We start from the raw sequence: 24,262 nt of genomic DNA, 5'->3' as shown, positions 1-24,262 counted from the left end.
AATACAGTGGATTAAGGAAAGTGAGAGTAAGCGATTACGCAAACGTTAAACGCAGAAAAAAATTTCCTCATACCGATATTTGTTGAAGTAATGAATGCAATGAATCGGTTAGATTAGGTGAATGTTTTTTTCAACAGACACTAAAAAGCCCCTGCTAAGCAGAGGCTTTGTACGTACAAGTGCTAACCCTGAAAAACAGGGTGCAGACAGTCAGGCTGTTTATTTTTTGCCTTGAGTTTGTTTGTCTGCTTCAGTCAGCTCGCGAATTTTGCGGCTGATGTCACGGCGAACTTTAGAGATTTCAGCACTCTTAATGATGTGATCGTCAACGCGATCTTCGTAGTCCGCTTTCATATTTTTGATGATAGCGACAATTTCATCGTGCTTCATTTCAGGCTTGATGTAGTCAAGCAGGTTTTCAAGAAGATCAACACGCTTAGAGTTATCGCGGATTTTCTTTTCGTTGTCTTGAAGTTCACGTTTTAGCTTGTTCTTACGACGAGCTTGGTTAACGATTTCAAAAACGTTGTTCATGGGATTTTTACCTCAAAAATCAAAATGAGTAACTTTTTTCGATTAAAACACAATGCTGGTTGGCTTAACAGACTTTAGATCAATCCCTTGCGTCTTATGACGAATTTTTAGGCATCCACTTCGACAAGAGTTGTCTTAACGCGGATAACCGCTATATCATTATTTTCTCTTTTTATAAGTTTTAAAGATACTATGACGCCTCAGGACGATTTAGAACCCGAAAACAGCTCTCATTCTAAGAGAGAAAAGTTAAGTTCATCCTACAAAACAGGGCGTCAGTTGCAGGAACTCACCGAAATAGAACTCAGCCGCAGTAAAATTATTGTTCTATCTTTGGATGGCAAGCCACAGCGAATCCCATTGGTTACAAATCACTGAGCAGGTTTGGTTGTCAATAGGAACGAATTAAGAAGGAAAGTCGAATGAGCATTGAATTGAACGCGATAGAAGCTCGGGTAATAGGTTGTTTGATAGAAAAGGAAGTCACAACGCCTGACCATTATCCCCTAACGCTAAACAGCCTGACTTCGGCGTGCAACCAAAAAAGCAATCGGGAACCTGTCCTCTCGCTTAGTGAAAGTGATGTGCAAAATGCATTGGATTCACTGATGCAGCGCCGTCTCGTCACAGACGAAAGTAGCTTCAATGCTCGTGCCGCAAAATATCAGCACCGTTTCTGTAATACTGAATTTGGCAGTTTGAAACTGACTGAGCAGGAGAAAGGCGTAGTGTGTTGTATGCTGCTTCGCGGCGCTCAGACACCCGGAGAGCTCAGAACGCGCACCAACAGGCTGTGTACTTTTGCAGATGTAAAAGAAACAGAAGCAGTACTTGAAGCGATGGCAAATCGCGAAGAAGGAGCGCTAGTTGTAAAGTTGCCTAGAGAGCCTGGCAAGCGAGAGTCACGCTACCAGCATTTGTTTTGCGGTGAAGTGGATATTGAGTCATTACCTGTTGCTTCGGAGCCCGTCGGTGACAACTCGCGAATTCAAGCGCTAGAGAATGAAGTGTCTGAGCTAAAAAATGAAATTGAAGAGCTGAAAGTATCACTTTCTCAAATCCGATCACTTGTAAATCAATGATTAAAAGTAATCCCTGGTTTGTCTATCTTATCAGGGACAAAAACTCCTCTCTTTATTGTGGCGTAACCGACCATATGATTCGTCGGTTTCGTCAGCATCAATCCGGAAAAGGCGCTAAATTTTTAAGAGGGAAAGCCCCGTTAACCCTTGAATGGCTTTATATTGCCGATTCTAAAAGTACAGCAATGAAACTCGAATACAAAATCAAACGCCTTTCAAAAAGTCAGAAAGAGCGGATGATTTTGACCCAAAGATTACCCACTTCTTTAGAAATCCTTCCTGCTTTACCTTAGCCTTGAACTTATAAAACTTGGTTGTAAATCACACAAATCAGAAGCTAGTTGCGAATTTATACATTAAAATATTTAATTGAATGGAAAGTGAGTTTCATTCCATGAATGAATTTTATAATTCATTGAGCTATAAAATAAATAAAATTGGATATCGTTATGAATAACAAATATGCAGTGGGTTTTGGTTTGTCTTTGCTGTCTCTTTCCGTTTCTGCAGCCAATCACGTAGCTGATGGCAGAGGGAATGGTATGGGAAATACGGGTGTGGCTTCAGGTGAGTATTTAGTCGCCCCATTTTATAACCCTGCCTTGGCGGCAGTCATCGATGAATCTGACGATTTTGCAATTCTAATCCCCGCCGGTGGGGTGAAAGTCCGTGATACCGATAATGCGATAGAAGTCATTGATGACGTGCAAAAAACTTATAAAAAAGTGCAGAGCTCACCTTCTACCGATCTATTAGCCGAGCTTAATGGCCACCTGGACTCTCTGGCAGGGCATAAGCCTCTTACAGCATCAGGAAATATTGGCGTTGCTGCCGCATTGCCAACTAACCTGGTGGCAGCCAACCTGTTTACGTCTGGTTATGTTGAAATTATCGGTGTGACAGACGTGGCAAACAAGGTCTCAGACAGCCTTACCGATACGAATCAGCGTATACAGGATACCAATGTTGATCTGGTCGCATTCGGCTACACAGAAGTGGGTCTCGCGCTGGCAAAGCAGCTTGATCTGGCTGGTCAACGAGTTTCTATTGGTATCACTCCTAAGTTCCAAAAGCTCACCACATACTCTCAAAACATCAACGTAAACGACTTTGAGCTTGATGAATACGATAAAGGTGAAACTAACGAATCAGCGTTCAACATTGACCTAGGTGCGGTATGGCTTCTTGGTAACTTCAGAGCGGCATTTGCCATCAAAGACATCATGAAGCAGTCGATCACAACCGACACCAAATACGTTTACGAATTGAAGCCTCAGATGACGGTTGGTGCTGCATACACAACGGAATTTTTCACTGTAGCAGCAGATGCTGATCTAACATCGCAAACGCGTTTTGTAGGTGTAGCGGATGATACTCAGTTTGTTCGATTAGGGGCAGAAGCCAACGCCTGGGACTGGGCTCAGTTAAGAGTGGGCTACGAAATGGATACTAAGAGTACAGTAGACAATTCTGTTACATTTGGCTTAGGGCTAAGCCCATTTGACGTAGTAAATATTGACCTGGCAGGTAGTTATGCTGGAAATAACCAGTTTGGCGCTTCTGCAAGTTTAGGTTTCACGTTCTAATATTATTTTTAATAATAAAAGGCAGCACGTTATTGCTGCCTTTTATTTTATAAAAACCTTTCTTTTTTCTCTTTAATAAAAGACCTGATATTTATGTCAATATAATTGAATGAACTATATGGTTTTTATTTCTGTTAGAATTATTTTTATTTCCTAAATAACATTTTCCTTAGTTATTTAAATAAATTACACATCTATAAATATAACCTTTAACTTACTGAAAAATATAGCAATAGCTCGAAAATCACTCAAGTTTGTTTAAAAAATGTAAACAATATTTTTCTTGTTTAGAGTTTTGTTAACATAAGTGCCTGATATTTGAGACTGTGATCTTGTTTTTCTAATAAACTCAACTTTGTGTGTAGATTTATTAAAAATGTTGCTTATTTTAAATATCAAGCAATAAAAACGTCACAGTCTCGAATTAAATTAAATAAAAATAAGAGTCTTTAAGACGTATTAAAAAAGCTCTAAGAATAAATCTCATTGAGGCGTTAAAAATAACGTCAGTTGGTTTTGACGTCTTGCGTCACGCTTGTTGTAAGAACGGAGTCATTAATGGAAAAACTCGCTTTGATCACTGGTTCCAAGGGTGGAATCGGGTCGGCTATTAGTACGCAATTAGTTAGTGAAGGTTATCGTATTATCGCGACCTATTACACTGGTAACTATAAGTGTGCAAAAGAATGGTTCGATGAGAAGCAATTCACGGAAGATCAGGTTGTACTATTTGAACTTGATGTTACTAACACTGCTGAGTGCAGTGAAAGGCTTGAAAAACTTCTCAGAGAAGAAGGTACACCAGATGTTGTTGTTAACAACGCTGGGATCACCCGAGACGGTGTCTTCAAAAAAATGTCGGCTGACAGCTGGTTTGATGTTATCGACACAAACCTGAACAGCTTATTCAACGTTACCCAACCGCTTTTTGCCGCTATGTGCGAAAAGGGGGGTGGGCGAATCATCAACATTACCTCAGTAAACGGTCTAAAGGGACAATTTGGTCAGGCGAACTACGCGGCTGCAAAAGCTGGCATGATCGGCTTTACCAAATCACTGGCAGCCGAAGGTGCGCGTTCAGGCGTTACAGTTAATGCTGTCGCTCCTGGGTATACGGCAACACCAATGGTCACTGCCATCCGTGAAGACGTACTGGAAACCATTAAAAACGAAATTCCAATGAAGAGGCTAGCTCAACCAGATGAGATTGCGAAAGCGGTCAGCTATTTGGCAAGCGATGCAGCGGCTTACATTACTGGCGAAACTTTGTCAGTCAATGGCGGCCTGTACATGAGTTAACTTCAGAAAGGAATTAAAAATGGAAAAGGTATACATCGTTTCTGCGAAGCGTACGGCTATCGGTGCGTTTGGTGGAACATTAAAAAACACATCAGCAGGTGAATTAGGTGCTGCCGCGATCAAAGGTGCGCTTGAAGCCGCCAATGTAAACCCAACCGAAGTCGACGAAGTGATTGTCGGCAATGTTGTTGGTGCTGGTCAGGGCATGGGTGTCGGTCGTCAGGCTGCAATCTTTGCCGGTGTTCCAGAAACTACCCCTGCATACACGCTCAACATGGTGTGTGGAAGCGGCATGAAAACCCTTATGGATGCAGCTTCTCATATACGCAGTGGAGACGCCGAAGTGGTTGTCGCTGCAGGTGTTGAGGTAATGTCTCAAATCCCATTTGCTGCTCCGGCTAGCCTACGCCAAGGTCAGAAAATGGGGGATATCAGCTTTAAGGATCTACTGATTTCCGACGGTTTAACAGATGTTTACAACCAGTACCACATGGGAGTCACTGCCGAAAACATTGCCAAGGAAGTTGGATTATCTCGTGAGGTGCAAGATGAATTTGCACTGTCTAGCCAGCAAAAAGCAGTGGCAGCCATTGAAGCCGGAAAATTCAAAGATGAAATTATTCCGGTGGAAGTGAAACAGCGTCGTGAAACGATTGTGTTTGACACAGATGAGTATCCTAAAGCCGATGCGAGTCTGGCTGGGTTGCAAAAACTAAGACCTGCTTTCGACCGTGAAGGTACTGTCACCGCTGGTAATGCTTCTGGCATCAACGATGGTGCAAGTGCACTGGTAGTGGCATCCGAAAGTGCCGTTAAGAGATTAAACCTGACCCCTCTATGCGAGTTGGCAAGCTATGCACAAACAGGTCTGGACCCCAAAGTGATGGGACTAGGACCAGTCAAAGCCGTAACAAGTGCTTTGAGCAAATCTGAACTCTCCATTTCAGATGTGGACGTATTCGAATTAAACGAAGCCTTTGCCGCTCAGGCACTGGGTGTGGTTTACCAGCTTGCGGATCACCATGAAGTGGACAAAGAGACCATCTTATCCAAAGCCAATCTAAATGGCGGTGCGATTGCACTTGGTCATCCGCTAGGGGCATCTGGAAACCGAATCATTGTATCTCTGATTCATGAAATGAAGCGCCAAAATAGCAGTACCGGAGTGGCTTCACTTTGTATCGGCGGTGGAATGGGCACTGCAGTAGTACTGAAACGCAGTTAACAACTGTTTTACTCATTGGGGCAGGAGCCCCGACTGAGAAATATCGATTCACTTAATGGAAATTTGTTTATCAGGAGAGACACCATGTACACTGACATTTTTAAAGCTTTTACCGATCAAACTGAAAAAACGTTCGAACCTTACACAAAAATCAACAAACTATTCACCAAAAACGCAGAGGTGATTACTGAACTTCACCTAAACGCACTGCGTTCATACAGCGACTTAGGTCTTGCTCAGCTAAAAGCGGCGGGTGAAGTGAAAGACGTGACTTCTCTGGCTTCTTTCAGCAACCAGCAGCTGTCTGTTATTACTCGTCTTTCTCAGCAACTGATGGACGACAGCAACAAACTTCAATCCATTGCTAATGAATTCAAAGAAGACGTTGAGCAAATCACTTCTGAAAGTCTGAAAGCTTCTACTCCAGCTTAAGATGAGGGCGTCACCCTTACGGGTGGCGTTTTTTTGATCCGAAGAAAGGGTTTTATCATGTTTCAAAACTTCTTTTCGGACTACCTTGTTAAGCTCCAAGAGAGCAACCAGCAATGGTGGAAAGATCTTGAGCAAGGCAAGGCAGCCGTCAATACCCCTCTTAATAAGGCGATGCACGAAATCAGCCTGGAAGATACAACAGAATTGTTCGAAAAAGCCGCTCAGCAGCCAGCCGCTCTTCTTGAAGTTCAAACTAAATGGTGGGAACAGCAACTAGAGATTTGGCAAAAAGTTGCGCTGCAAGCGAACCAGGAATCTGTTGTTGAAGCAGAAAAAGGGGACAAGAGATTTCAAGATAAAGCGTGGCAAGATGATGCGTTTTATAACTTTATCAAGCAATCTTACTTATTGTTCAGCCGCACGTATCTAGACACCATCAACGCTGTTGAAGGTCTGGATGAAAAAACCAAAGAAAGGCTGAATTTCTTCTCTCGCCAAACCATTAACGCTTTATCTCCAAGCAACTTTATCGCGACCAACCCTGAGTTGCTTAAGCTGACAATGGAACAGAATGGTGAAAACTTACTGACAGGTTTGCAGCACTTCAAAGAAGATGTAGAGGCCAGTGCCGACATTTTGAAGATCCGTATGACCAATACGGATGCGTTCCAAATTGGTGAACATGTCGCAAATACCCAAGGTGACGTTGTTTACCAAAATGAACTGTTTGAGCTGATTCAATATCGTCCGGTAACAGAGCAGGTAAACGCAACGCCACTGCTGATTGTGCCGCCGTTTATCAATAAGTACTACATTCTCGATCTGCGTGAGAAAAACTCTCTGGTGAAATGGTTGCTAGAGCAGGGTCACGCGGTATTTATGATGTCCTGGCGTAACCCTGGCCCTTCTCAGGCGAAAGTAGAATTTGGTGACTACGTAACAGATGGTGTGGTTAAAGCGGTCAGCGCAATTGAATCCATAACTGGTCAAGAGCAGATTAACGCCGCGGGCTACTGCATCGGCGGAACAGTACTCGCTTCCACCGTTGCATACTATGCTGCGAAAAGAATGAAAAAACGCATTAAGTCTGCGTCATTCTTCACGACATTACTGGACTTCTCACAGCCTGGAGAAGTTGGTGCTTATATCAATGACACGGTAATACGTGCGATTGAAGCTCAGAATAATCTGCAGGGTTACATGGATGGTCGCTCGTTGAGCGTGACATTCAGCCTGTTGCGAGAGAACAGTCTGTACTGGAACTACTACATTGATAATTACTTGAAAGGTAACAGCCCAGTCGATTTCGACCTGCTTTACTGGAACAGCGACAGTACCAATGTAGCCGCGGATACACATAACTTCCTTCTCAGGGAGTTGTATCTGGAAAACAAACTGGTTAAAGACAAAGGCGTCAAGATAGGTGGTGTCTGGATCGATCTGAATAAGATTCGCATCCCAAGCTACTTCATCTCTACCAAAGACGACCATATTGCGCTTTGGCAGGGAACGTATCGTGGTGCGCTTAAGACTGGTGGTAACAAGACGTTTGTTCTTGGAGAGTCAGGGCACATTGCAGGTATTGTTAACCATCCGGACAAGAAAAAGTACGGTTACTGGACTAATGATAATCTGGACGACACGGCTGAAGAGTGGATGGCTAACGCTGAACACAATGAAGGCTCTTGGTGGCTGCACTGGCATAAGTGGCTGCTTGGCTTTAATCCAGAAGAGCAGCGCGAACCGTTCAGCGTGGGCAACGAAGACTACCCAGTGCTTCGAGTCGCTCCCGGCGATTATGTGAAACAAACGCTTCCTGTTATCGAAGATATCGTGAAAGAGGAAGAAGCAGAAACAGAAACTGCTTAAGCATTCTAAGATAATAACTCTAACAACTCAGTTGGCTAGAAAAAGAAACTCCCACCGCAAGGTGGGAGTTTTCTTTTGGGCAAATGCCCATAGCAAGCAAAGGTGCTAAAACTTGGCTCTATTGTGGATCTTTATCTTTCCCTAGAGAGAGCAGCCATAAAGACACAGCTGCCACTCCCGCGAAACCTGTCAGAATGATGATTGGCATGGCAGAGTAGCCGAGCACATGCCAAATCACAGATTCAAGTGTACTCATTGATTTTCTCCTTATTGCCAGCCTTCAACGCCATGCATGTCTGGTAGTTTGTGCGCAATGCCTTTATGGCAGTCCACACATGTTTTCTCACCTGATGCCAGAGCGGTTGAATGTTGATTTGCGCTGCGAGTGCTTTGTTCTGAAAAATCCATGTATTCGAACTCATGGCAGTTCCGGCATTCGAGCGAGTCATTCTTTTTAAATCGCGCCCATTCACGTTCTGCCAGATGGGCACGTCGAGCCTGAAATTTCTCTGTCGTGTCTATCGTTCCCATAAAATGTGCGACCAGCTCTTTCGAAGCCTGCACTTTACGCACGATTTTATCTGTCCATTCATGAGGAACATGGCAATCAGAACAGATAGCCCGAACCCCAGAGCGGTTTGAATAGTGAATGGTTTCCTGTATTTCCGCCACAATCGGGGCGTGGCATGCGGAACAGAACTCTTCCGTATTGGTCGCTTCCATTCCGGTGTTGAAAGCGCCCCAAAAGAGGAGACCACCGGAAAAACCCATAAACAGTACAATACCTGCCGCTGCTTTACTCGGGGTTTTCAACCGTTGCCAAAATGCTTTTAATATCTTCATAATCAGCCTCTTAATTCGCTAAAAATCATTTGCTGAGAGAATCAACACTTTGGAATTCATTCTCCACAAGCGGGTTAGCGTTTGCCTGAGGTACATGACATTGAAGACAGAAGTAACGTCTTGGAGACATGTCTGCCAGCACCGCATCTTCGCGGTTTACGTAGTGCGTGACACTGATTTTTGTCGCGCCCATTTCCTTGGCATTTTTCCAGCTGTGGCAAGCAAGGCATTTGTTTGCATTCAGAGAAACTTCGTATCCCCGAATGTTATGAGGAATCAAAGGAGGCTGATAAACGTAGCTGCTTTCCAGTGCCTGTTCACGAGGGTACTTTTTGAAGTCGTCCGCTGGGCGAGTGTCTTCCAGCTCGCTTACTCCACGCAGAGATTCTAACCCGCCAATACCTCCAGGGTTATCGAGTTCGGCTATGGCTGCACCACTGAGAAGTGCACCGACCGACAGCAGTGTTACTAGAATTTTTTTCATAATGAGTTCTCCGCCATTAGGCTAATTCTGATTGTCTGACCGCTATGAAAGCGGTCAGAAGCAAAATTCTTAAGCGATCTTGGTGATTTTGACCGGGCACTTTTTAAAGTCTGTCTGCTTCGAAAGTGGATCAGTCGCATCTAGAATCAGCTTATTGATGAGGATTCGTGCATCAAAGAACGGCACAAATACCAAGCCTTGTGGCGGGCGGTTTCGCCCACGGGTTTCTACACGGACTCTCACTTCACCGCGTTTATTGGCAATCAGTACTTCTTCACCTCGGCGTAAGTTTCTTGCTTTGGCATCCGCAGGGTGGATGTAGCACACCGCATCAGGAACCGCTTTGTACAGCTCAGGAACCCGACGAGTCATGGTACCGGTGTGCCAGTGTTCAAGGACACGTCCGGTACATAGCCACATATCGTACTCAGAATCAGGTGATTCAGGTGGCGCTTCATATGGCGCTGAGATGATCAGAGCTTTACCGTCTGGCTTGCCATAGAAGTCCCAACCGGAGCCTTTCTTAGCGTAGGGATCAGAACCTTCCTTATAGCGCCATAGGGTTTCTTTACCATCGACTACCGGCCAGCGAAGTCCACGAACCTGGTGGTATACGTCGTATGGCGCGAGATCGTGTCCATGGTCGCGACCAAATCTGGCGTATTCCTCAAACAACCCTTTTTGAACATAAAATCCAAAGTGGTGGGCGTCGTCATTAAGCTCACGTGCTTCCTCGACAGGGAACTTATCCACCTCGCCATTCTTGAACAGCATGTCGTACATGGTTTTTCCACGATATTGTGGCGCTTTTGCGAGCATTTCTTCGGTCCAAACCTCTTCCATCTTGAAGCGTTTTGAAAACTCCATGATTTGCCATAGGTCAGATTTCGCTTCGCCAACCGTGTCGATCTGTTGGTACCAAGCCTGAGTTCGTCGCTCAGCGTTACCGTAAGCACCTTCTTTTTCGATCCACATTGCAGTAGGCAATACAAGGTCGGCAGCTTGCGCAGTCGCCGTTGGGTAAGGGTCGGAGCAGACAATGAAGTTTTCTGGATTACGGTAGCCCGGCAGGCGTTCGCCATTAATGTTCGGACCTGCTTGCAGGTTGTTGTTACACATTACCCAGTACGCATTCATTTTGCCATCGCGAAGCATACGATCCTGCAATACGGCGTGATAGCCAGGTTTAGGTGGAATAACACCTGATGGAATGTCCCAGATTTTTTCGGCATACGCACGGTGTTTTGGGTTCGCAACCACCATATCTGCTGGCAAACGGTGCGCAAAGGTACCCACTTCACGAGCAGTACCACACGCAGAAGGCTGACCCGTTAACGAGAATGGACTGTTACCCGGGGTCGAAATTTTGCCTGTCAAAAGGTGAATGTTGTAGATCAGGCTGTTCATCCAGACACCACGAGTATGCTGGTTCATCCCCATGGTCCACAGTGACATGATTTTGGTGTTTGGATCGGCGTATTGTTTTGCCAGAGCAATAAGCTTGTCTGGTGCAACGCCCGATATTTCCGATGCTTTTTCTACGGTGTAAGGCGCAACAGACTTCTTGTATTCCTCAAACGAGATAGACGTCATTTTACCGGAGTTCGGATTTTGTGCCTGTTTCTGCAGCGGGTCGTCGTCTCTCAAGCCGTAGCCAATGTCAGTGGCGGTTTGCTTAAAGTTGGTATGCTTGTTAACGAAATCCCAGTTAACTGCGTCATTTTCAATGATGTAATGCGCAATAAAGTTGGCAATGGCTAGGTCACTTTGTGGCTTGAAGATATAGCCGGAATCCGCCAGCTCAAACGAACGGTGATAGTAAGTAGACAACACGTTGACTTTTACATGAGGAAAGCTCAGTCGGCGGTCGGTAATGCGAGTCCAGAGTACTGGGTGCATTTCTGCCATGTTTGAGCCCCAAAGTACAAAGGAGTCTGCGTGCTCAAAGTCATCGTAGCATCCCATGGGTTCGTCGATGCCAAATGAACGCATGAAAGCACCTACAGCAGAAGCCATACAGTGGCGAGCGTTAGGGTCAATGTTGTTAGAACGCAGACCCGCTTTCATCATTTTGGCAGCGGCATAGCCTTCCATTACGGTCCATTGACCCGAACCAAACATACCCACGCCAGAAGGACCGTGCTTTTTAAGCGCATCTTTCCATTTTTCTGCCATCACATCGAATGCGGTGTCCCAGGATACGGGCTGGAAGTCACCATCTTTGTGAAATTTGCCATCTTTCATACGCAACAAAGGTTGAGTGAGGCGATCTTTTCCGTACATGATCTTTGAAAGGAAATAGCCTTTGATGCAGTTTAGTCCTTTGTTTACAGGGGCTTCAGGGTCACCCTGCGTGGCAACCACTTTTCCGTTCTGTGTACCTACCAGTACAGAACAGCCAGTACCGCAAAAACGACAAGGCGCTTTGTCCCATGTGATTTTGGTTTGATCTGAACTGGCAATCAGGTTGGTGGCGGAGGCGGGTAGGGTAATACCAGCGACTGCGGCGGCTGATGCAGCTGCGTTTGCCTTAACAAACGCACGTCTTGTCATTTTCATGCTTCACCCTCAATTTGGTGTTGAGTTCCAGTGTTTTTATCTTCGCCATCCAGTTCCTGTTCAATCTGGTGATAAACCAAAACTGTATTCAGAACGTTGGCTAATTGGTTAATGGCATCAATGGTGTCGGTAATGAATCCCTGATTTTCGGTCTCCAAAACCACCACGATTTTTCCTTCCGGGCTGTCTCCGTAGATTTCTGCGCTGTCTAATTGCGAAATCTGGGTTTTCACACTCTCCAAATGCTGAGGTGAAACGTGAACCACCAAGCTGGAAATGTGCACTTCATTTAGTGCCATAGTTATCTCTCGTTGTTATTTATGCTCACATTGATGGATGAAGTCGGGCACACTGATACGCAGGCGCCACAGCCATTGCACTCATCAAGATTTAAATTTGGCTGTGCTACTTTTCCTATAGATAACTTGAACTGGATAGCCATGGTTTCGCACATATCACCACAGCTTCTGCATTCAACATTCTGGCTTGCAAGGCAGGTGTTTGATATTGCAGCTTTCGCGTTCCAAGGAGTGGAGTCTTGAGTGTTAAAGAGTTTTTCCGGGCAGGCATCTGCGCATTGATAACAAAACGTGCATTCTCCCAGGTCAAAGTCGACAATGGGGAAGCCACCGCTACCGAGTTTTATGATTTTTGTTTCACAACCGGAAGCGCATTGGTTACATCGGGTGCATTGCTCTGTAAACTCAAGGGCGTCTTTAACCCACGGCATGCGAGGTTGGTTTTCGCTTTCGTTATTTCTTGTGAATAGACGTCTTCGGATTGGGTCGACCAAAACCACCTCTGCATTAAGTTATTAAAATCTGTTAACAGACTTTCATTACTCCACATAAACAGTTTAGTTTTGGACATATTTGATTAAATAACCCTAAAGGGGTAATCAAAGACTAAACTGTTTTAGATCAATAAAATTGTCAGTAATTCAAGCGCTAATGAATATGCAAAATGGCGTGAGACGTTCAAAGAGGGTTGTATTTGTTTAAAATTTTGAAAAAGCCAGTAACCAGCACAGTGGCACAGGCGCTGCTCTGGATATTGCTTTTGTCGATAGCAACCACCAGTTTTGCGATTTTTACGTTGGCATCAAGCCTGAATGATGCCGAAGCAGTCAATGTGGCTGGCTCCATGCGAATGCAGAGTTATCGGTTAGCGTATGATATTCAGAGCCATTCGTTAGACTTCGAACTTCACGTAGAGCAGTTTGAGCAGTCTCTGTTTTCTCCCTCTATGTCAGCCTTAAAACACTGGACGGTGCCCGAAGACATTCAAACCGATTACGTGTTGATCATTCAAAGGTGGGAGCAGTTAAATGGGTTGCTCTTATCTCAACAAAACGACGTTTACCTCACTCAGGTCGCCGACTTTGTAGAACAGATAGATGAGTTTGTGTTTGATCTTCAGGAGCATTCTGAGCAAAAGCTTATTGCACTTTCCTGGATTGGTGGAGTCGGGCTTGGCGGCATACTGATCATTTCTACCTTTGTCGTTCGATATGTAAGAAGAGAAGTCGTTAATCCACTCAATCGATTGAGCCACGCCAGTGAGCAGATCCAGAAAAGAAATTTTAATGTCTCACTTCATGTTTCTGGTGACAATGAACTGTCACGCCTCACGCATACTTTCAATTCCATGGCGAGGGAATTGGGCGAACTGTACTTTGGTCTGGAAAGAGCGGTTGGGGAAAAGACTCACCGACTGAGGCATGCCAATGATTCCTTGCAAGTGCTGTATAACTGCTCTCAGGCACTTAATGTTTCACGTATTACCAAATCTCATATTGAAACCGTAGTTGGATACTTGTTCAGCTTAGAGGGTATCGCCGCGGTTAAGCTCACTGTAGGCATAGGAAAGCAGAGTGAAGTTATTCGGCAAGGTGAGCCTAAAGACTATAGTGACTGGCATCGGTTACCGCTGACTCTGGACGAGCAGGAACTGGGTACACTTGAAGTACAGTACATGCTGCCTTGCCCAGACAAAGAACTAATCGACAGTATCTGCCAAGTATTAACGCAAGGTATTTACTATTCACAAACACAGAAACAGGAAGAGTACCTGCTGCTAATGGAAGAGAGGGCAACCATTGCGCGAGAGCTACACGACTCTCTGGCTCAGTCTCTTTCCTACTTAAGAATTCAGGTCAGCCTGCTTAAAAGAGCGCTTGGCTCTTCAAGTCCAGCTAAGCAGGAAGCCATCCCATCAGTCATTGCTGATATTGATTCTGGTTTGTCTGCGGCTTATACCCAACTGCGAGAACTCCTCAATACCTTCCGATTGAACATTAAAGATGCAGACTTTGACGATGCGCTCAAGCAGATGGTCATTCCACTGCAGGAACAGACGGAAGCAAAAATCGTGATTCAAAACGAAGTTGCCTCTTTGAATGTGCAGGCCAATGAGCAGGTTCATGTTCTTCAGTTGATTCGTGAAGCTGTATTGAATGCGGTTAAACATGCCGAGGCAACGAAAATTTCTGTGCACTGTCGTAAAAAAGGCAATGAAATTTCGGTCGCGATAACGGATGATGGCGTAGGATTTGATGTAAACCACCACAAAATCAACCATTATGGTCTAAGTATTATGGAGGAGCGTGCAGCGAGATTGAATGGGCACGTTTCTGTAAAAAGCACTCCCGGAGAAGGGTGCCATATTCAGTTAAATTATACCGCAGAAGAGAGCATAAATGACGACATGTAATGTGCTGATCGTCGATGATCATCCGCTGATGCGTAAAGGCATCACTCAGTTACTCAGTTTTGAAGAGGAGTTTCACATAATAGGTGAGGCAAGTAATGGGTCTGATGCACTTGCCATTGCATTGAAAGAACAGCCTGACTTGATTCTTCTCGATCTCAATATGAAGGGCATGTCGGGGCTCGACACACTCAAAGCATTCCGTGCTGAGGGCATTGAAGCTCGTATTGTTGTTTTGACTGTGTCGGACAGCCCGAGCGATATCGATACCATGGTTAAAGCCGGCGCAGACGGGTATCTTCTAAAAGACACTGAGCCCGATGAACTGATTGAATTAATCAAAGACTCGCTTTCTGGCAATAAAATTTACAGCGACGAAGTCCGTAAATACTTGAATGAGCGCACCAATAACCCTTCTATTATGGATTTGCTGACCGATCGCGAGCATCAAATCCTGAAAGAAGTGGCGAAGGGGTTTCGCAATAAACAGATCGCCGATAACCTGTTTATTTCCGAGTCTACTGTTAAAGTTCACATGAAAAGCTTGTTAAAGAAGCTGGAAGTACCATCCCGGACCGCCGCCACAATTTTGTATTTAGAGCACTTTGGTGACCCGAGATAGCAAAATATCATTGCAACATGATGCATTTTTGTTGATTCGTGCCAGCATTAAGGATAAGCAGTCAGAATAATCCTAAGCATTTGCGATACAAATTCTTTTTTACATCAACTATATTAACGTGATGCTTCACGCAAATTGGTGATTAAGATATGAAATTGCGACATCTTTTGGTTGGCACCATCAGTTTGGCTTTAACGTCGAGCTTAAACGCAGCACAAGTTCTCAACGGGTATTGGGAATACAGTGATTTCCTTAAAACCTTTCCAGAGCAGCAGTCACTGGTCAGAAACTTTAGTGATGTTGTTCGCTCAGAGCCCGTCCCACTTAAGGTAAAACAGAGAAAACCTGTCACGATCTCGGTTATCTATCCGGGTGAGCAGGTGTCTGATTACTGGCGCAGAAACATCAAAGCATTCAGCAAAAGAATGGATGAACTGGGCATTGAGTATAAAATTAACAAAGTTTTTACTCGCCCGAATGTAGACATTCGTCAGCAAAGTGCTTCTTTGATGGAAGCCATCCGTAACAAGTCAGGCTATCTGATCTTCACGTTAGATACAGGTCGACACAGAAAATTCATCGAACACGTTCTCAATAGCCCAGATACCAAACTCATACTGCAAAACATCACCACACCGCTTAAAGCGTGGGAACAGAACCAACCCTTTATGTATGTTGGCTTTGACCATGCCACAGGAAGTCGCGCTCTTGCCAGCCATTTTAAATCTCGTTTTCCGCGAGGCGCAAACTACTCAGTACTCTTCTTTTCTCAGGGCTACATCAGTGCTGCACGTGGCGATACTTTCATCGATGCCATGAGTAGCGAAGGGGAAAACTACCAACTTCGTTCATCTTTCTACACCAAGGCGAGCCGAGAAAGTGGCTATCAGGCCGCAAAAAATGCGATTCAAAAAGGCGACAATTTAGCCTTCATGTACGCGTGTTCGACTGACGTGGCATTGGGTGCGACTGATGCGATTAAAGAACTTGGTAGAAATGACATAATTATCAACGGCTGGGGTGGTGGAAGCGCTGAATTAGAAGCGATACAAAAAGGTGAATTGGATGTTACCATTATGAGAATGAACGATGATACAGGCGTTGCGATGGCAGAGGCCATCAAAATGGATCTTGAAGACAAGACCGTACCTACCGTTTATTCCGGTGATTTTGAAATTGTCACCAGTCAGGACAGTGAAGAAAGAATACAAGAGCTAAAATTACGTGCTTTCAGATATTCTGATTAATGGAAGTATCAAGCTAGGATGATTAAAAAACTTACGACCAAAAGACGCTCACTGGCGAACTTAATAGTTCGCCTGATTGTCATCATTTTTGGTGTTTTGACCGTTGGCGTAATGGTACAAAGCTACCATTTCTCATCCAGCATTATTAAGCAGGAAGTCGCTCGTAGTTCTACTCAAACGTCTTCTTTGTTACAAAACCTTCTCGACTATAAGTTAGCCACATTACAAAGTCACCAAGACAGCAATGCTCTCAATATAACTCTGCAAAACAACCTCATTAGCAACAGCCCCGATCAGGTTGATTTTTTCTTTTTGGATTTAGAACAAAACGACCCGCTTAACTCTCCTGATTTTCGGTTTATCACCTCTGATAATGGTGACGTGAATTGGAATGATGGAAATGGTCTGTTTTACGGGTTAACAGAAGTACATCTCGAACGAATTTCTACGTCCATCAGTTTGGGTCGAGACTGGCATTACATAAGTCAGGATACGGTGTTGGGTGAACGGAATTTGCTCATTCGCAGAACACCAATCATTAGTTTGGAAAATGGGCAGGTGCTGGGGCATTTGTACATCGCCATTGTTCTGAACCGCAATCTATCCCTAATTGATCAGCTGCAAGTCGCATCCAACAGTGATGCGGTGATCATGATGATCGACTACACACCTATTGCCAGTACCATCAACTCTGAAGACCCGCTTTATAATGAAGTGCTTGAAGACCTGAATCAGGATAATACGGGTTCTTCGGGTGGGCATTTATTCAATGCAACGAATCTGCTGGTAAACGGTGAAGACACGCCGATCTATGTTTACACCATTCAGACCAATTCCAATATTCTGACTCTAGAAGAGAACTACAAAGTTGGTCTGGCGATCAGTATGTTCACCATGTTTGCGCTGGCACTGCTAACCAGACAGATCATTCAACGGCTGGTTTCGAACGAGCTGAAAAGCTTAATGGAATACACACGCTCGGCGGGTGACCGTATAGAATCCTCGGAGTTTCAAGGGTCGAGCATTTATGAGTTTGACCATGTGGGTCACACGCTAGAAAAGACGTTTGAAGAACTGAGAGAAAAAGACAAGTCGTTTCAGGATCTGTTTAATTTTTCACTCTCTCCGATCATTGTTTGGGACACCGAGGGTGGTGTTCTAAGGATGAACCCAGCCGCAGAGCGCGCTCTGAATTCAAAGCTGGATATGAGTGACAGCGAGATAGATGACCGCTTTAAAAGCTTTCAGAGCAAAGTCGCGTTTTACCTGCGTATGGTAATGACGGGTGAAACCCTGATGGGGGTTAACGTTCCAATTGAGAACAAGATCTATCGCTGGAACTTATCACCACTAGAGTTTGATAACGAGATCCACGCTATCATCGGGCAGGGGCAAGACATTACCACGCTTATTGAAGCAGAGAAGCAAAGTAACCTGGCTCGAATCGAGGCCGAGCGAAGTGCAGTCGCCCGAGCGGACTTCCTGGCAAAAATGAGCCACGAGATTCGTACTCCGTTAAACGGAATTCTCGGTATTACTCAAATCCTTCAGAGCACGTTAGACAAACCGGAAAACAAAGAAAAAGTCGATATTCTTTACCAGAGTGGTGAGCACCTTCTAACTGTACTGAATGACATTTTAGACTTTTCGAAAATTGAACAGGGCAAACTTAATATCGAGTTTAATGAGTTTGTTTTCCGTGATTTGGTGAAATCGCTTGAGACCATTTACATGCCGTTGTGTGTAAATAAGGGTCTGTCCCTCGAAATTCAAAATGAAATCCCAGAAAAGCAGATCATTAGAACCGATCAGGTTCGTCTGAACCAAATTCTGTTTAATCTGCTTAGTAATGCAGTGAAGTTTACATCGGAAGGTGGCGTGATTGTCCGCTTTATGATGGAAAGCCATGAACCCGGTAAAGAAATTCTAAAGCTTGAAGTTCGTGATTCAGGGATCGGGATTTCAGAAAGCAGCCTGGAAACCATGTTTGAACCATTCATACAGGCAGAATCCACCACCACCCGGGAATATGGTGGAAGCGGGCTGGGCTTAGCCATTGTGAAAAACCTTCTGGACCTGATGGGCGGCTCCATCAAAGTTACCAGTATGCAGGGAGAAGGGGCGTCATTCTACATACAGTTACCTGTGACTGTGGTCAGCCAGATCCAGCGCGAAGAAGTGGAAGCTTCGAATCACGAAGATCCAGCCACTCTGTTTGATACCAGTATTCGAGTGTTGCTGGTGGAAGACAATAAGAGTAACGCCTTTATTGCTAAAGCCTTCTGCCAGAAATATGGGATGGAAGTAGACTGGGCGGAAGACGGCTTGATTGCGCTAGAAAAAGTGCAGACTCAGGAATACGATCTTATCTTGATGGATAACCAGATGCCTAACCTTGACGGTGTTGAAGCCACACGGCGAATGCGACACGAAATGGGTATTGAAACACCAATCTATGCCTGCACAGCGGATGCGTTTGAATCAACGAAAAACGCGTTTCTTGAAGCAGGCGCAAACTTCGTAATTGTAAAACCTCTTAAAGAAAAACCGCTTTATAACGCTTTTCACCACTTTAAAGTGAAGGATTTGAAAGTGGTCAATGGTGATAATGCTGCCACCGGCACTTAGCCAGCTTAATTTTCTTTTTGCGAAATCTTGAATAAAGGGTTTATTTTGATGAATAAGCCCTTTATTTATAAATTAATCTCGCACATAAGTGTAAGTAACAAAAATGTTATTTTTTAAATTAGCGTAATTGGCCTTGTATCTGATACATGGATCAAATTAATAAATAAATGGCTGGATTATATTTACCCACCTGAAGATACTCTGTTAAGAGTACTCAGCCTGAATTTACTGAATTATAAATACCGCGCATAGACGGAAAGAAATTCGGGGTGCTATTTAAAAACGTTGGTCAGGGAAGGCAATATGAACAGGCTATCTAAGCCGAGCATCTTGACGCAGGAGAACATTCTAGTCCTGCTGGTGCCCGCAATACTCTATTTCTCACTGGTACATCTTTTTGGGATGTTCTGGTGCATTCTGTTTTTGTCCGCTTACGGGTGCTTCGTTTCCATTTACTCAACCCGAAAAAGCATCGTTGCTTTTTTCTTTGCACTGTTTGGGCTTATCGAGTGGATGGTATCCTTACATTTACCTCAGTCCCTGCTCGATGCATTCCCACAATTTTCCTACATGACAGGTGCGCTGCAAATAGCGGTCATCATGTTGGTATTTTCATTCCTTCGCTTTCCACTCCCCATGTTGCTCGCTGAAGCAAGCTACGAGCATTTGAAAGCGTTGCACCGACAGTTTCCAGACGAATACATAAGAATGTGGCAGAAAATAAGCGCGATGTGGATATTGTGTTTTTTGGGAAAAGCATTGGTATTCTATTTGTCTCTTCACGCGTCTCACGAACAAATACAACTGATGTCAATTCTGCTTGGCTGGCCTTTGTACTGCATGCTGATTCTGGTATCTATCATCGCACTGAATGTGAAAGTGCTGAGTTTTTACCGTGAATCTTTGACGTCAGAAAACAACCGTTCTCACGCAAATGGTCACTTTTTCTAACTGAGTGAAAAACCGAATTGTAGAAAAACGGCTAGCCCTTTAAGAGCTAGCCGTTTTCATTGATTTGGAGAAATTTAGCGCGACAGTTTACTGTGCGCTTTAGTAAAGTGCCCCGCGCAAAAAGCGCCGACGATAGACAGTTCCCCAGCCAGACAAAGTGATGCGCAGACTTCTGCCAGAGCTTTGGCTTTTCCTGTGCCGCTTAGCCCCATAATATCCAGACACGCTTTTTGAGAAGGTAAGCCAGTTCCGCCGCCTACTGTGCCAAGCATTAAATTAGGTAAGGTCACACTCGCGTAGAGGCTACCATCTTCTTTCACTGACATACGGGACATACCCACTGCAGACTCAGCAACACAGGCTGCGTCTTGCCCACAGGCAATGTAGAGAGCGGCCAGAGCGTTGGCAAAATGCGCATTCACGCCAATAGAACCACTGAGCAGAGCGCCAGAAGTCGTAATTTGCCCGAATTTCACCATATCTTCTGGGTTAGTGTGAAGGTACTTCTTTACCATCTCACGTGAAATGTGTACTTCTGCCGACACTTTTTTACCCCGGACACTTCTCATGGTGTGGGCGTTGGCTTTTTTATCACCAGAGAGGTTGCCGTCCAGGATGGCATGGTTTGGTGTCATGGGAGAATGCTTGAGGATGTACTCAAAAACCGCGTTGGTAGCAATGGTTACCATGTTTTGCCCCGACGCGTCCCCGGTAAGGAATTCAAATACTAAAAAGACCTGATTGCTTTCAATGGTGATGCTGATGTCTTTAAGTTTTCCATGGCGAGTGGTCGATTCTGCCAGTGATTTGAAGGTATCGTACTGACTGGTAGCCCAGCCGACGAATTGTCCGGCCATTGCCAAATTGTCAAACATGAATGCAGGAGTACGGGTTACTCCCTCATTGATCAGCATTGCTGATGCACCACCCGATGCCGTAACCAACTGACATCCGCGATGATAAGACGCGACTAATGCAGCTTCTGTTGTTGCCAGAGGGACAAGATAGTCATCTTTGGCAAACAGACCGTTTACTCGTAAAGGACCTGCAACTCCGAGTGGCATTTTCACAGAGCCGATGAAGTTCTCGATATTTTTGCTGTACGCTTTTCGTTGTTTGTAAGTCGCGGGATCGAGTAAGACTTCTTGCAGGGCGTCATCATCGATTATTGCCCAGCGGTTCTGAATGGCTTTATCCGTCAGAAAAGGGGAGCGAGGCAGAGTGACTACCGGAGGCTTGTTGTCTGGGGCAAGCTTATTTTCAATCTGACCCAGCGAACATTGTTCTTGAATCGAGTAATGCCCAGTGTTTTCAAGTGCATTCAATTTTGGCATGAGTGAAGCGTGTAATAATATTTTTAAAGGATTCTACCCGCGGGGGCAGATAAAACAAGGAAGACTCACCGAAAGTTACAATATCCGCTCCTGCTATTCAGAGCCAGGATGGTCATGTAACTGACAATTCACTATGTAATTTAACTATACCAATAAAAAAGAGGCGCACGCTGCGCCTCCTTTGGATTTCGGGATGTTTATCCGCCAGTTTTGAGTTTAAGGACATCCGCGAGCTCTGTGAGTAGCTTCTGAGTTCCATCGCTGAGGCGATTAATCTCATTTGTCGATTCTGAGGATCGAGATGCCAATTGGCGAACTTCATCTGCTACGACCGCAAACCCGCGTCCATGTTCACCGGCTCGTGCAGCCTCGATGGCTGCGTTCAATGCCAGCAAATTGGTCTGGTCTGAGATACCATCAATGACTTTCGCGATTTCGGAAATTTCATTACTTGAATTGGCCACGCGATCCATGATTTCAGTCATACCGTTACGCTGCTTCACTTCGGCTGAAATGTCCTTAATGAATGCGGTGTAAATAGTTCTGCCGTCTAGAGTTACTTTCGATAAAGACAGCAATCCCCATGCTTCTTTACCATCTGGGCGATTAATGGGAACTTCGCGGCTGGTTCCAACGATTTTGTTTTCACCAGTATTAAGATTACGCTGAATAAATCCGTCGTGATTCGGTTGCAACTCTACTGGAACCAGCATTTTCACGTTTTTCCCGATAACGTCTTCAGCCTTATAACCCCAAAGCTTTTCTGCAGAAGCGTTGAAGAAGCTAACTATGCCTTTTTCGTCAATGGTAATTACGGCATCAAGGGCTTGTGAGAGCGTTTGGTTGATCGTTTCCTGCGCCATGCGCTCTTCGGTGATATCTCGCACAAATGCGGTATAGGCAATTTCGCCGCCGATTTCGATCTTGGAAAGAGAAAATGCAACCCAAATTTCGGTGCCGTCTTTTTTCTCTAGTTGGAGTTCTCGGCTGGATCCTACAATTTTGTCATTGCCTGTTCGACGGTTAGCGTTTACGTATTCATCGTGCCGAGGCTGGTGAATTTTAGGAACCAGCATTTTTACGTTCCGACCGATAACTTCTGAGGCGCTATAACCCCATAATTCTTCGGCTGAAGGGTTATAAAAAGTAACGATGTTGTCTTTGTCAATTGTCACAACTGCGTCAATGGCCTGATGCAGAACCTGTTCCATTTGCTCTTTGGCTGCTCGCTCCGCGGTGATATCACGAGCAAATGCGGTGTATCCTATCTCACCGTCAAGCTCAATTCTTGAGAGTGAAAGGTTCGCCCAAATCCGTTTTCCAGACTTGGTTTCAAGCTCAATATCACGGCTGGTTCCGACAATCTTATCGACTCGGGTTTCGCGGTTTGCGTTGACGAGGGAATCGTGTTTGTCTCGAATTTCCCTCGGAACCAGAATTTTTACGTTTTTGCCCATGACTTCTTCAGCACTGTATTCCCACAGTTTTTCCGCTGCCGAGTTCATGTAGGTAATGCAGTTATCGCCGTCAATAGAAATCACGGCATTGACCGACTGAGCCAGCACTTGCTCAATCCGTTGCTGAGCATTCATTTCTTCGGAAATATCTTTAACGAATGCCGAATAGCCGATGCCATCTGAAAGCTTAGTTCTGGTTAATGCCAAACTGACCCAAACTTTACTTCCATCTTTTCTGATGAGCTCTAGTTTACGAGAGGTACCGACGATAACATTTTGATTCGTCGTACGGTTTCGGTTGACGTAGTTGTCATGGTTAGCCTGAAATTCTTCCGGCACCAGCATCTTAACGTTCTTGCCAATGACTTCTTTGGCTGAATAACCCCAGAGCTTTTCAGCGGCATTATTGAAGTAAAACACCTTGTTGTTTTTATCAATGGAAACAACGGCATCCAGCGCATTGTCGATAATCTGATTACTCACGTTTCCATTGCTTTGGCTTTTCCCGCCCATTAAAGAAAATAATCCCATTGCTCGATCCTAATTTGTTCTATCGACGTTGTGCTGCCAGTAATAGTTATTTTCTTTGAGTCTAGACACCGATTTTGTGTTGTTCCAATTTTGAGCAATTATTTCATTATTTAGGTCATTTTAGTGATGTTGTGGTAAAAGCTTTGCACTGATAGAACCTTAAATAGCTAATAACCAAATTTGTCAATTGTTCTAGGTTGTCGGTATATTGGCACGACAATGGACGGACAGACAAGGTTGTTTCAAATGGCGCGCATTCATATATTTAGACATGGTCAGACTCAATGGAACTTAGAAAAGCGTCTTCAGGGACATGATGATTCACCATTAACTCAGCTAGGTATTGAGCAAGCTGAACTGGCGAAAGAAAGATTGTCGCAGGTTTCATTCGATGCTGTTTTGTCTTCACCAAGTGGAAGAACGGTTCATACCGCCAACATCCTAACGGGCTTACCAAAAGAACAAATCAAAACAATGGAAGGGTTGAGAGAGATTCATTTAGGAAGCTGGGAAGGCTTATCTACAGAGGAAGTAGCTCTTCGTGATAACGAGAGATACACCGCTTTCTGGAATGCACCTCAGAACTACAAACCTGATACTGGTGAATCTTTCCAAGACTTGCGCGAAAGGGGGCTGAATGCACTTGAGGACATTGCTTTAGAATACGGAGGTCAAACCGTCGTTGTTGTTTCTCATGCTGGGTGGATCAAAACCGTGGTCAGTGAACTGGCTGGCATTGAGCGCTCACTGATATGGCAGGAACCTTATGCCGACAACCTAAGTGAATCCATTTTGTGCTTTGAAAATGGCAAATGGCGGGTCGAAAAATTCTGCGATATCACATGGAGCAAATAAGCAAAATTATACAAT

General features: G+C 44.7%; 22 protein-coding genes. 13 read left to right on the top strand and 9 right to left on the bottom strand.

Annotated features, from left to right (window positions below; translation table 11 throughout):
• Positions 1-219: 219 nt before the first annotated feature.
• A complete protein-coding gene (locus tag QMG91_RS24380) occupies positions 220-534 on the bottom strand; it encodes a DUF496 family protein (protein ID WP_004398237.1) in 315 nt (104 codons plus the stop codon).
• Between the two features lie 422 nt (positions 535-956).
• Between QMG91_RS24380 and QMG91_RS24375 the strand changes: the two genes are divergently transcribed.
• The 7 genes from QMG91_RS24375 (at position 957) to phaC (ending at position 8,027) form a co-directional block, all read left to right on the top strand.
• Positions 957-1,616 carry a YceH family protein gene (locus QMG91_RS24375; RefSeq protein WP_022591811.1) on the top strand — a complete coding sequence of 220 codons (660 nt, stop codon included), beginning with the start codon at positions 957-959 and terminating at the stop codon, positions 1,614-1,616.
• Positions 1,613-1,909, top strand: coding sequence for a GIY-YIG nuclease family protein (locus QMG91_RS24370; protein WP_004398240.1), 297 nt, complete (start codon positions 1,613-1,615; stop codon positions 1,907-1,909). Before QMG91_RS24375 ends, QMG91_RS24370 begins: the two co-directional genes overlap by 4 nt.
• 156 nt (positions 1,910-2,065) lie before the next feature.
• The gene (locus QMG91_RS24365; protein WP_281830615.1) at positions 2,066-3,202 is read left to right on the top strand and encodes a conjugal transfer protein TraF; all 1,137 of its coding nucleotides are present in this window, start codon (positions 2,066-2,068) and stop codon (positions 3,200-3,202) included.
• A gap of 558 nt (positions 3,203-3,760) precedes the next feature.
• Complete coding sequence (locus QMG91_RS24360) at positions 3,761-4,501, top strand: SDR family oxidoreductase (RefSeq protein WP_022561563.1); 741 nt, start codon at positions 3,761-3,763, stop codon at positions 4,499-4,501.
• Positions 4,502-4,520: 19 nt separating this feature from the next.
• The gene (locus QMG91_RS24355) at positions 4,521-5,726 is read left to right on the top strand and encodes an acetyl-CoA C-acetyltransferase (RefSeq protein ID WP_281830614.1); all 1,206 of its coding nucleotides are present in this window, start codon (positions 4,521-4,523) and stop codon (positions 5,724-5,726) included.
• 84 nt (positions 5,727-5,810) lie between these two features.
• Positions 5,811-6,158 carry a phasin family protein gene (locus tag QMG91_RS24350; protein ID WP_004398245.1) on the top strand — a complete coding sequence of 116 codons (348 nt, stop codon included), beginning with the start codon at positions 5,811-5,813 and terminating at the stop codon, positions 6,156-6,158.
• Positions 6,159-6,215: 57 nt separating this feature from the next.
• Positions 6,216-8,027, top strand: a complete 1,812-nt coding sequence (phaC, locus tag QMG91_RS24345; RefSeq protein WP_022599805.1) for a class I poly(R)-hydroxyalkanoic acid synthase — start codon at positions 6,216-6,218, stop codon at positions 8,025-8,027.
• A 118-nt stretch (positions 8,028-8,145) separates the two neighbouring features.
• Here phaC and QMG91_RS24340 read toward each other — a convergent pair whose 3' ends face one another.
• The 6 genes from QMG91_RS24340 to napF form a co-directional block, all read right to left on the bottom strand.
• The gene (locus QMG91_RS24340) at positions 8,146-8,283 is read right to left on the bottom strand and encodes a TIGR02808 family protein (protein WP_004398247.1); all 138 of its coding nucleotides are present in this window, start codon (positions 8,281-8,283) and stop codon (positions 8,146-8,148) included.
• An 11-nt stretch (positions 8,284-8,294) separates the two neighbouring features.
• Positions 8,295-8,870 carry a NapC/NirT family cytochrome c gene (locus QMG91_RS24335; protein ID WP_022561560.1) on the bottom strand — a complete coding sequence of 192 codons (576 nt, stop codon included), beginning with the start codon at positions 8,868-8,870 and terminating at the stop codon, positions 8,295-8,297.
• Between the two features lie 25 nt (positions 8,871-8,895).
• Positions 8,896-9,354, bottom strand: a complete 459-nt coding sequence (locus QMG91_RS24330) for a nitrate reductase cytochrome c-type subunit (RefSeq protein WP_004408236.1) — start codon at positions 9,352-9,354, stop codon at positions 8,896-8,898.
• A 69-nt stretch (positions 9,355-9,423) separates the two neighbouring features.
• Positions 9,424-11,913, bottom strand: a complete 2,490-nt coding sequence (gene napA, locus QMG91_RS24325; protein ID WP_022561559.1) for a periplasmic nitrate reductase subunit alpha — start codon at positions 11,911-11,913, stop codon at positions 9,424-9,426.
• Positions 11,910-12,212, bottom strand: a complete 303-nt coding sequence (locus QMG91_RS24320; RefSeq protein WP_004408234.1) for a chaperone NapD — start codon at positions 12,210-12,212, stop codon at positions 11,910-11,912. Before QMG91_RS24320 ends, napA begins: the two co-directional genes overlap by 4 nt.
• Before the next feature lie 2 nt (positions 12,213-12,214).
• Complete coding sequence (napF, locus tag QMG91_RS24315) at positions 12,215-12,706, bottom strand: ferredoxin-type protein NapF (protein ID WP_079655594.1); 492 nt, start codon at positions 12,704-12,706, stop codon at positions 12,215-12,217.
• Positions 12,707-12,906: 200 nt separating this feature from the next.
• Between napF and narQ the strand changes: the two genes are divergently transcribed.
• From narQ to QMG91_RS24290, 5 genes are all read left to right on the top strand, one after another.
• Entirely contained in the window at positions 12,907-14,625 is a 1,719-nt protein-coding gene (narQ, locus tag QMG91_RS24310) for a nitrate/nitrite two-component system sensor histidine kinase NarQ (protein ID WP_022611641.1), read from the top strand.
• The gene (locus QMG91_RS24305; protein WP_004408230.1) at positions 14,612-15,244 is read left to right on the top strand and encodes a response regulator; all 633 of its coding nucleotides are present in this window, start codon (positions 14,612-14,614) and stop codon (positions 15,242-15,244) included. The genes narQ and QMG91_RS24305 overlap by 14 nt, the downstream gene beginning before the upstream one ends.
• A 149-nt stretch (positions 15,245-15,393) precedes the next feature.
• Positions 15,394-16,491, top strand: coding sequence for an autoinducer 2-binding periplasmic protein LuxP (locus QMG91_RS24300; protein ID WP_281830613.1), 1,098 nt, complete (start codon positions 15,394-15,396; stop codon positions 16,489-16,491).
• 18 nt (positions 16,492-16,509) lie between these two features.
• Positions 16,510-19,119 (top strand): LuxQ periplasmic sensor domain-containing protein, encoded by a 2,610-nt coding sequence (locus QMG91_RS24295; RefSeq protein WP_004408228.1) that lies wholly within the window; start codon positions 16,510-16,512, stop codon positions 19,117-19,119.
• Positions 19,120-19,422: 303 nt separating this feature from the next.
• Entirely contained in the window at positions 19,423-20,070 is a 648-nt protein-coding gene (locus tag QMG91_RS24290) for a hypothetical protein (protein WP_281830612.1), read from the top strand.
• A gap of 74 nt (positions 20,071-20,144) precedes the next feature.
• Here QMG91_RS24290 and QMG91_RS24285 read toward each other — a convergent pair whose 3' ends face one another.
• A complete protein-coding gene (locus tag QMG91_RS24285; protein ID WP_004408225.1) occupies positions 20,145-21,404 on the bottom strand; it encodes a hydroxymethylglutaryl-CoA reductase in 1,260 nt (419 codons plus the stop codon).
• Between the two features lie 197 nt (positions 21,405-21,601).
• The gene (locus tag QMG91_RS24280) at positions 21,602-23,392 is read right to left on the bottom strand and encodes a PAS domain S-box protein (protein WP_004408224.1); all 1,791 of its coding nucleotides are present in this window, start codon (positions 23,390-23,392) and stop codon (positions 21,602-21,604) included.
• Between the two features lie 246 nt (positions 23,393-23,638).
• On the opposite strand from QMG91_RS24280, the gene QMG91_RS24275 reads away from it, so the two are divergent.
• Positions 23,639-24,247: a histidine phosphatase family protein gene (locus QMG91_RS24275; protein ID WP_281830611.1), complete on the top strand. Its 609-nt coding sequence runs from the start codon at positions 23,639-23,641 to the stop codon at positions 24,245-24,247.
• The last annotated feature ends 15 nt before the right edge of the window (positions 24,248-24,262 follow it).

It is taken from the genome of Vibrio nigripulchritudo, assembly GCF_027924785.1.
Taxonomy (GTDB): Bacteria; Pseudomonadota; Gammaproteobacteria; order Enterobacterales; family Vibrionaceae; genus Vibrio; species Vibrio nigripulchritudo.
This window is presented reverse-complemented; position numbering and strand designations above follow the sequence as displayed.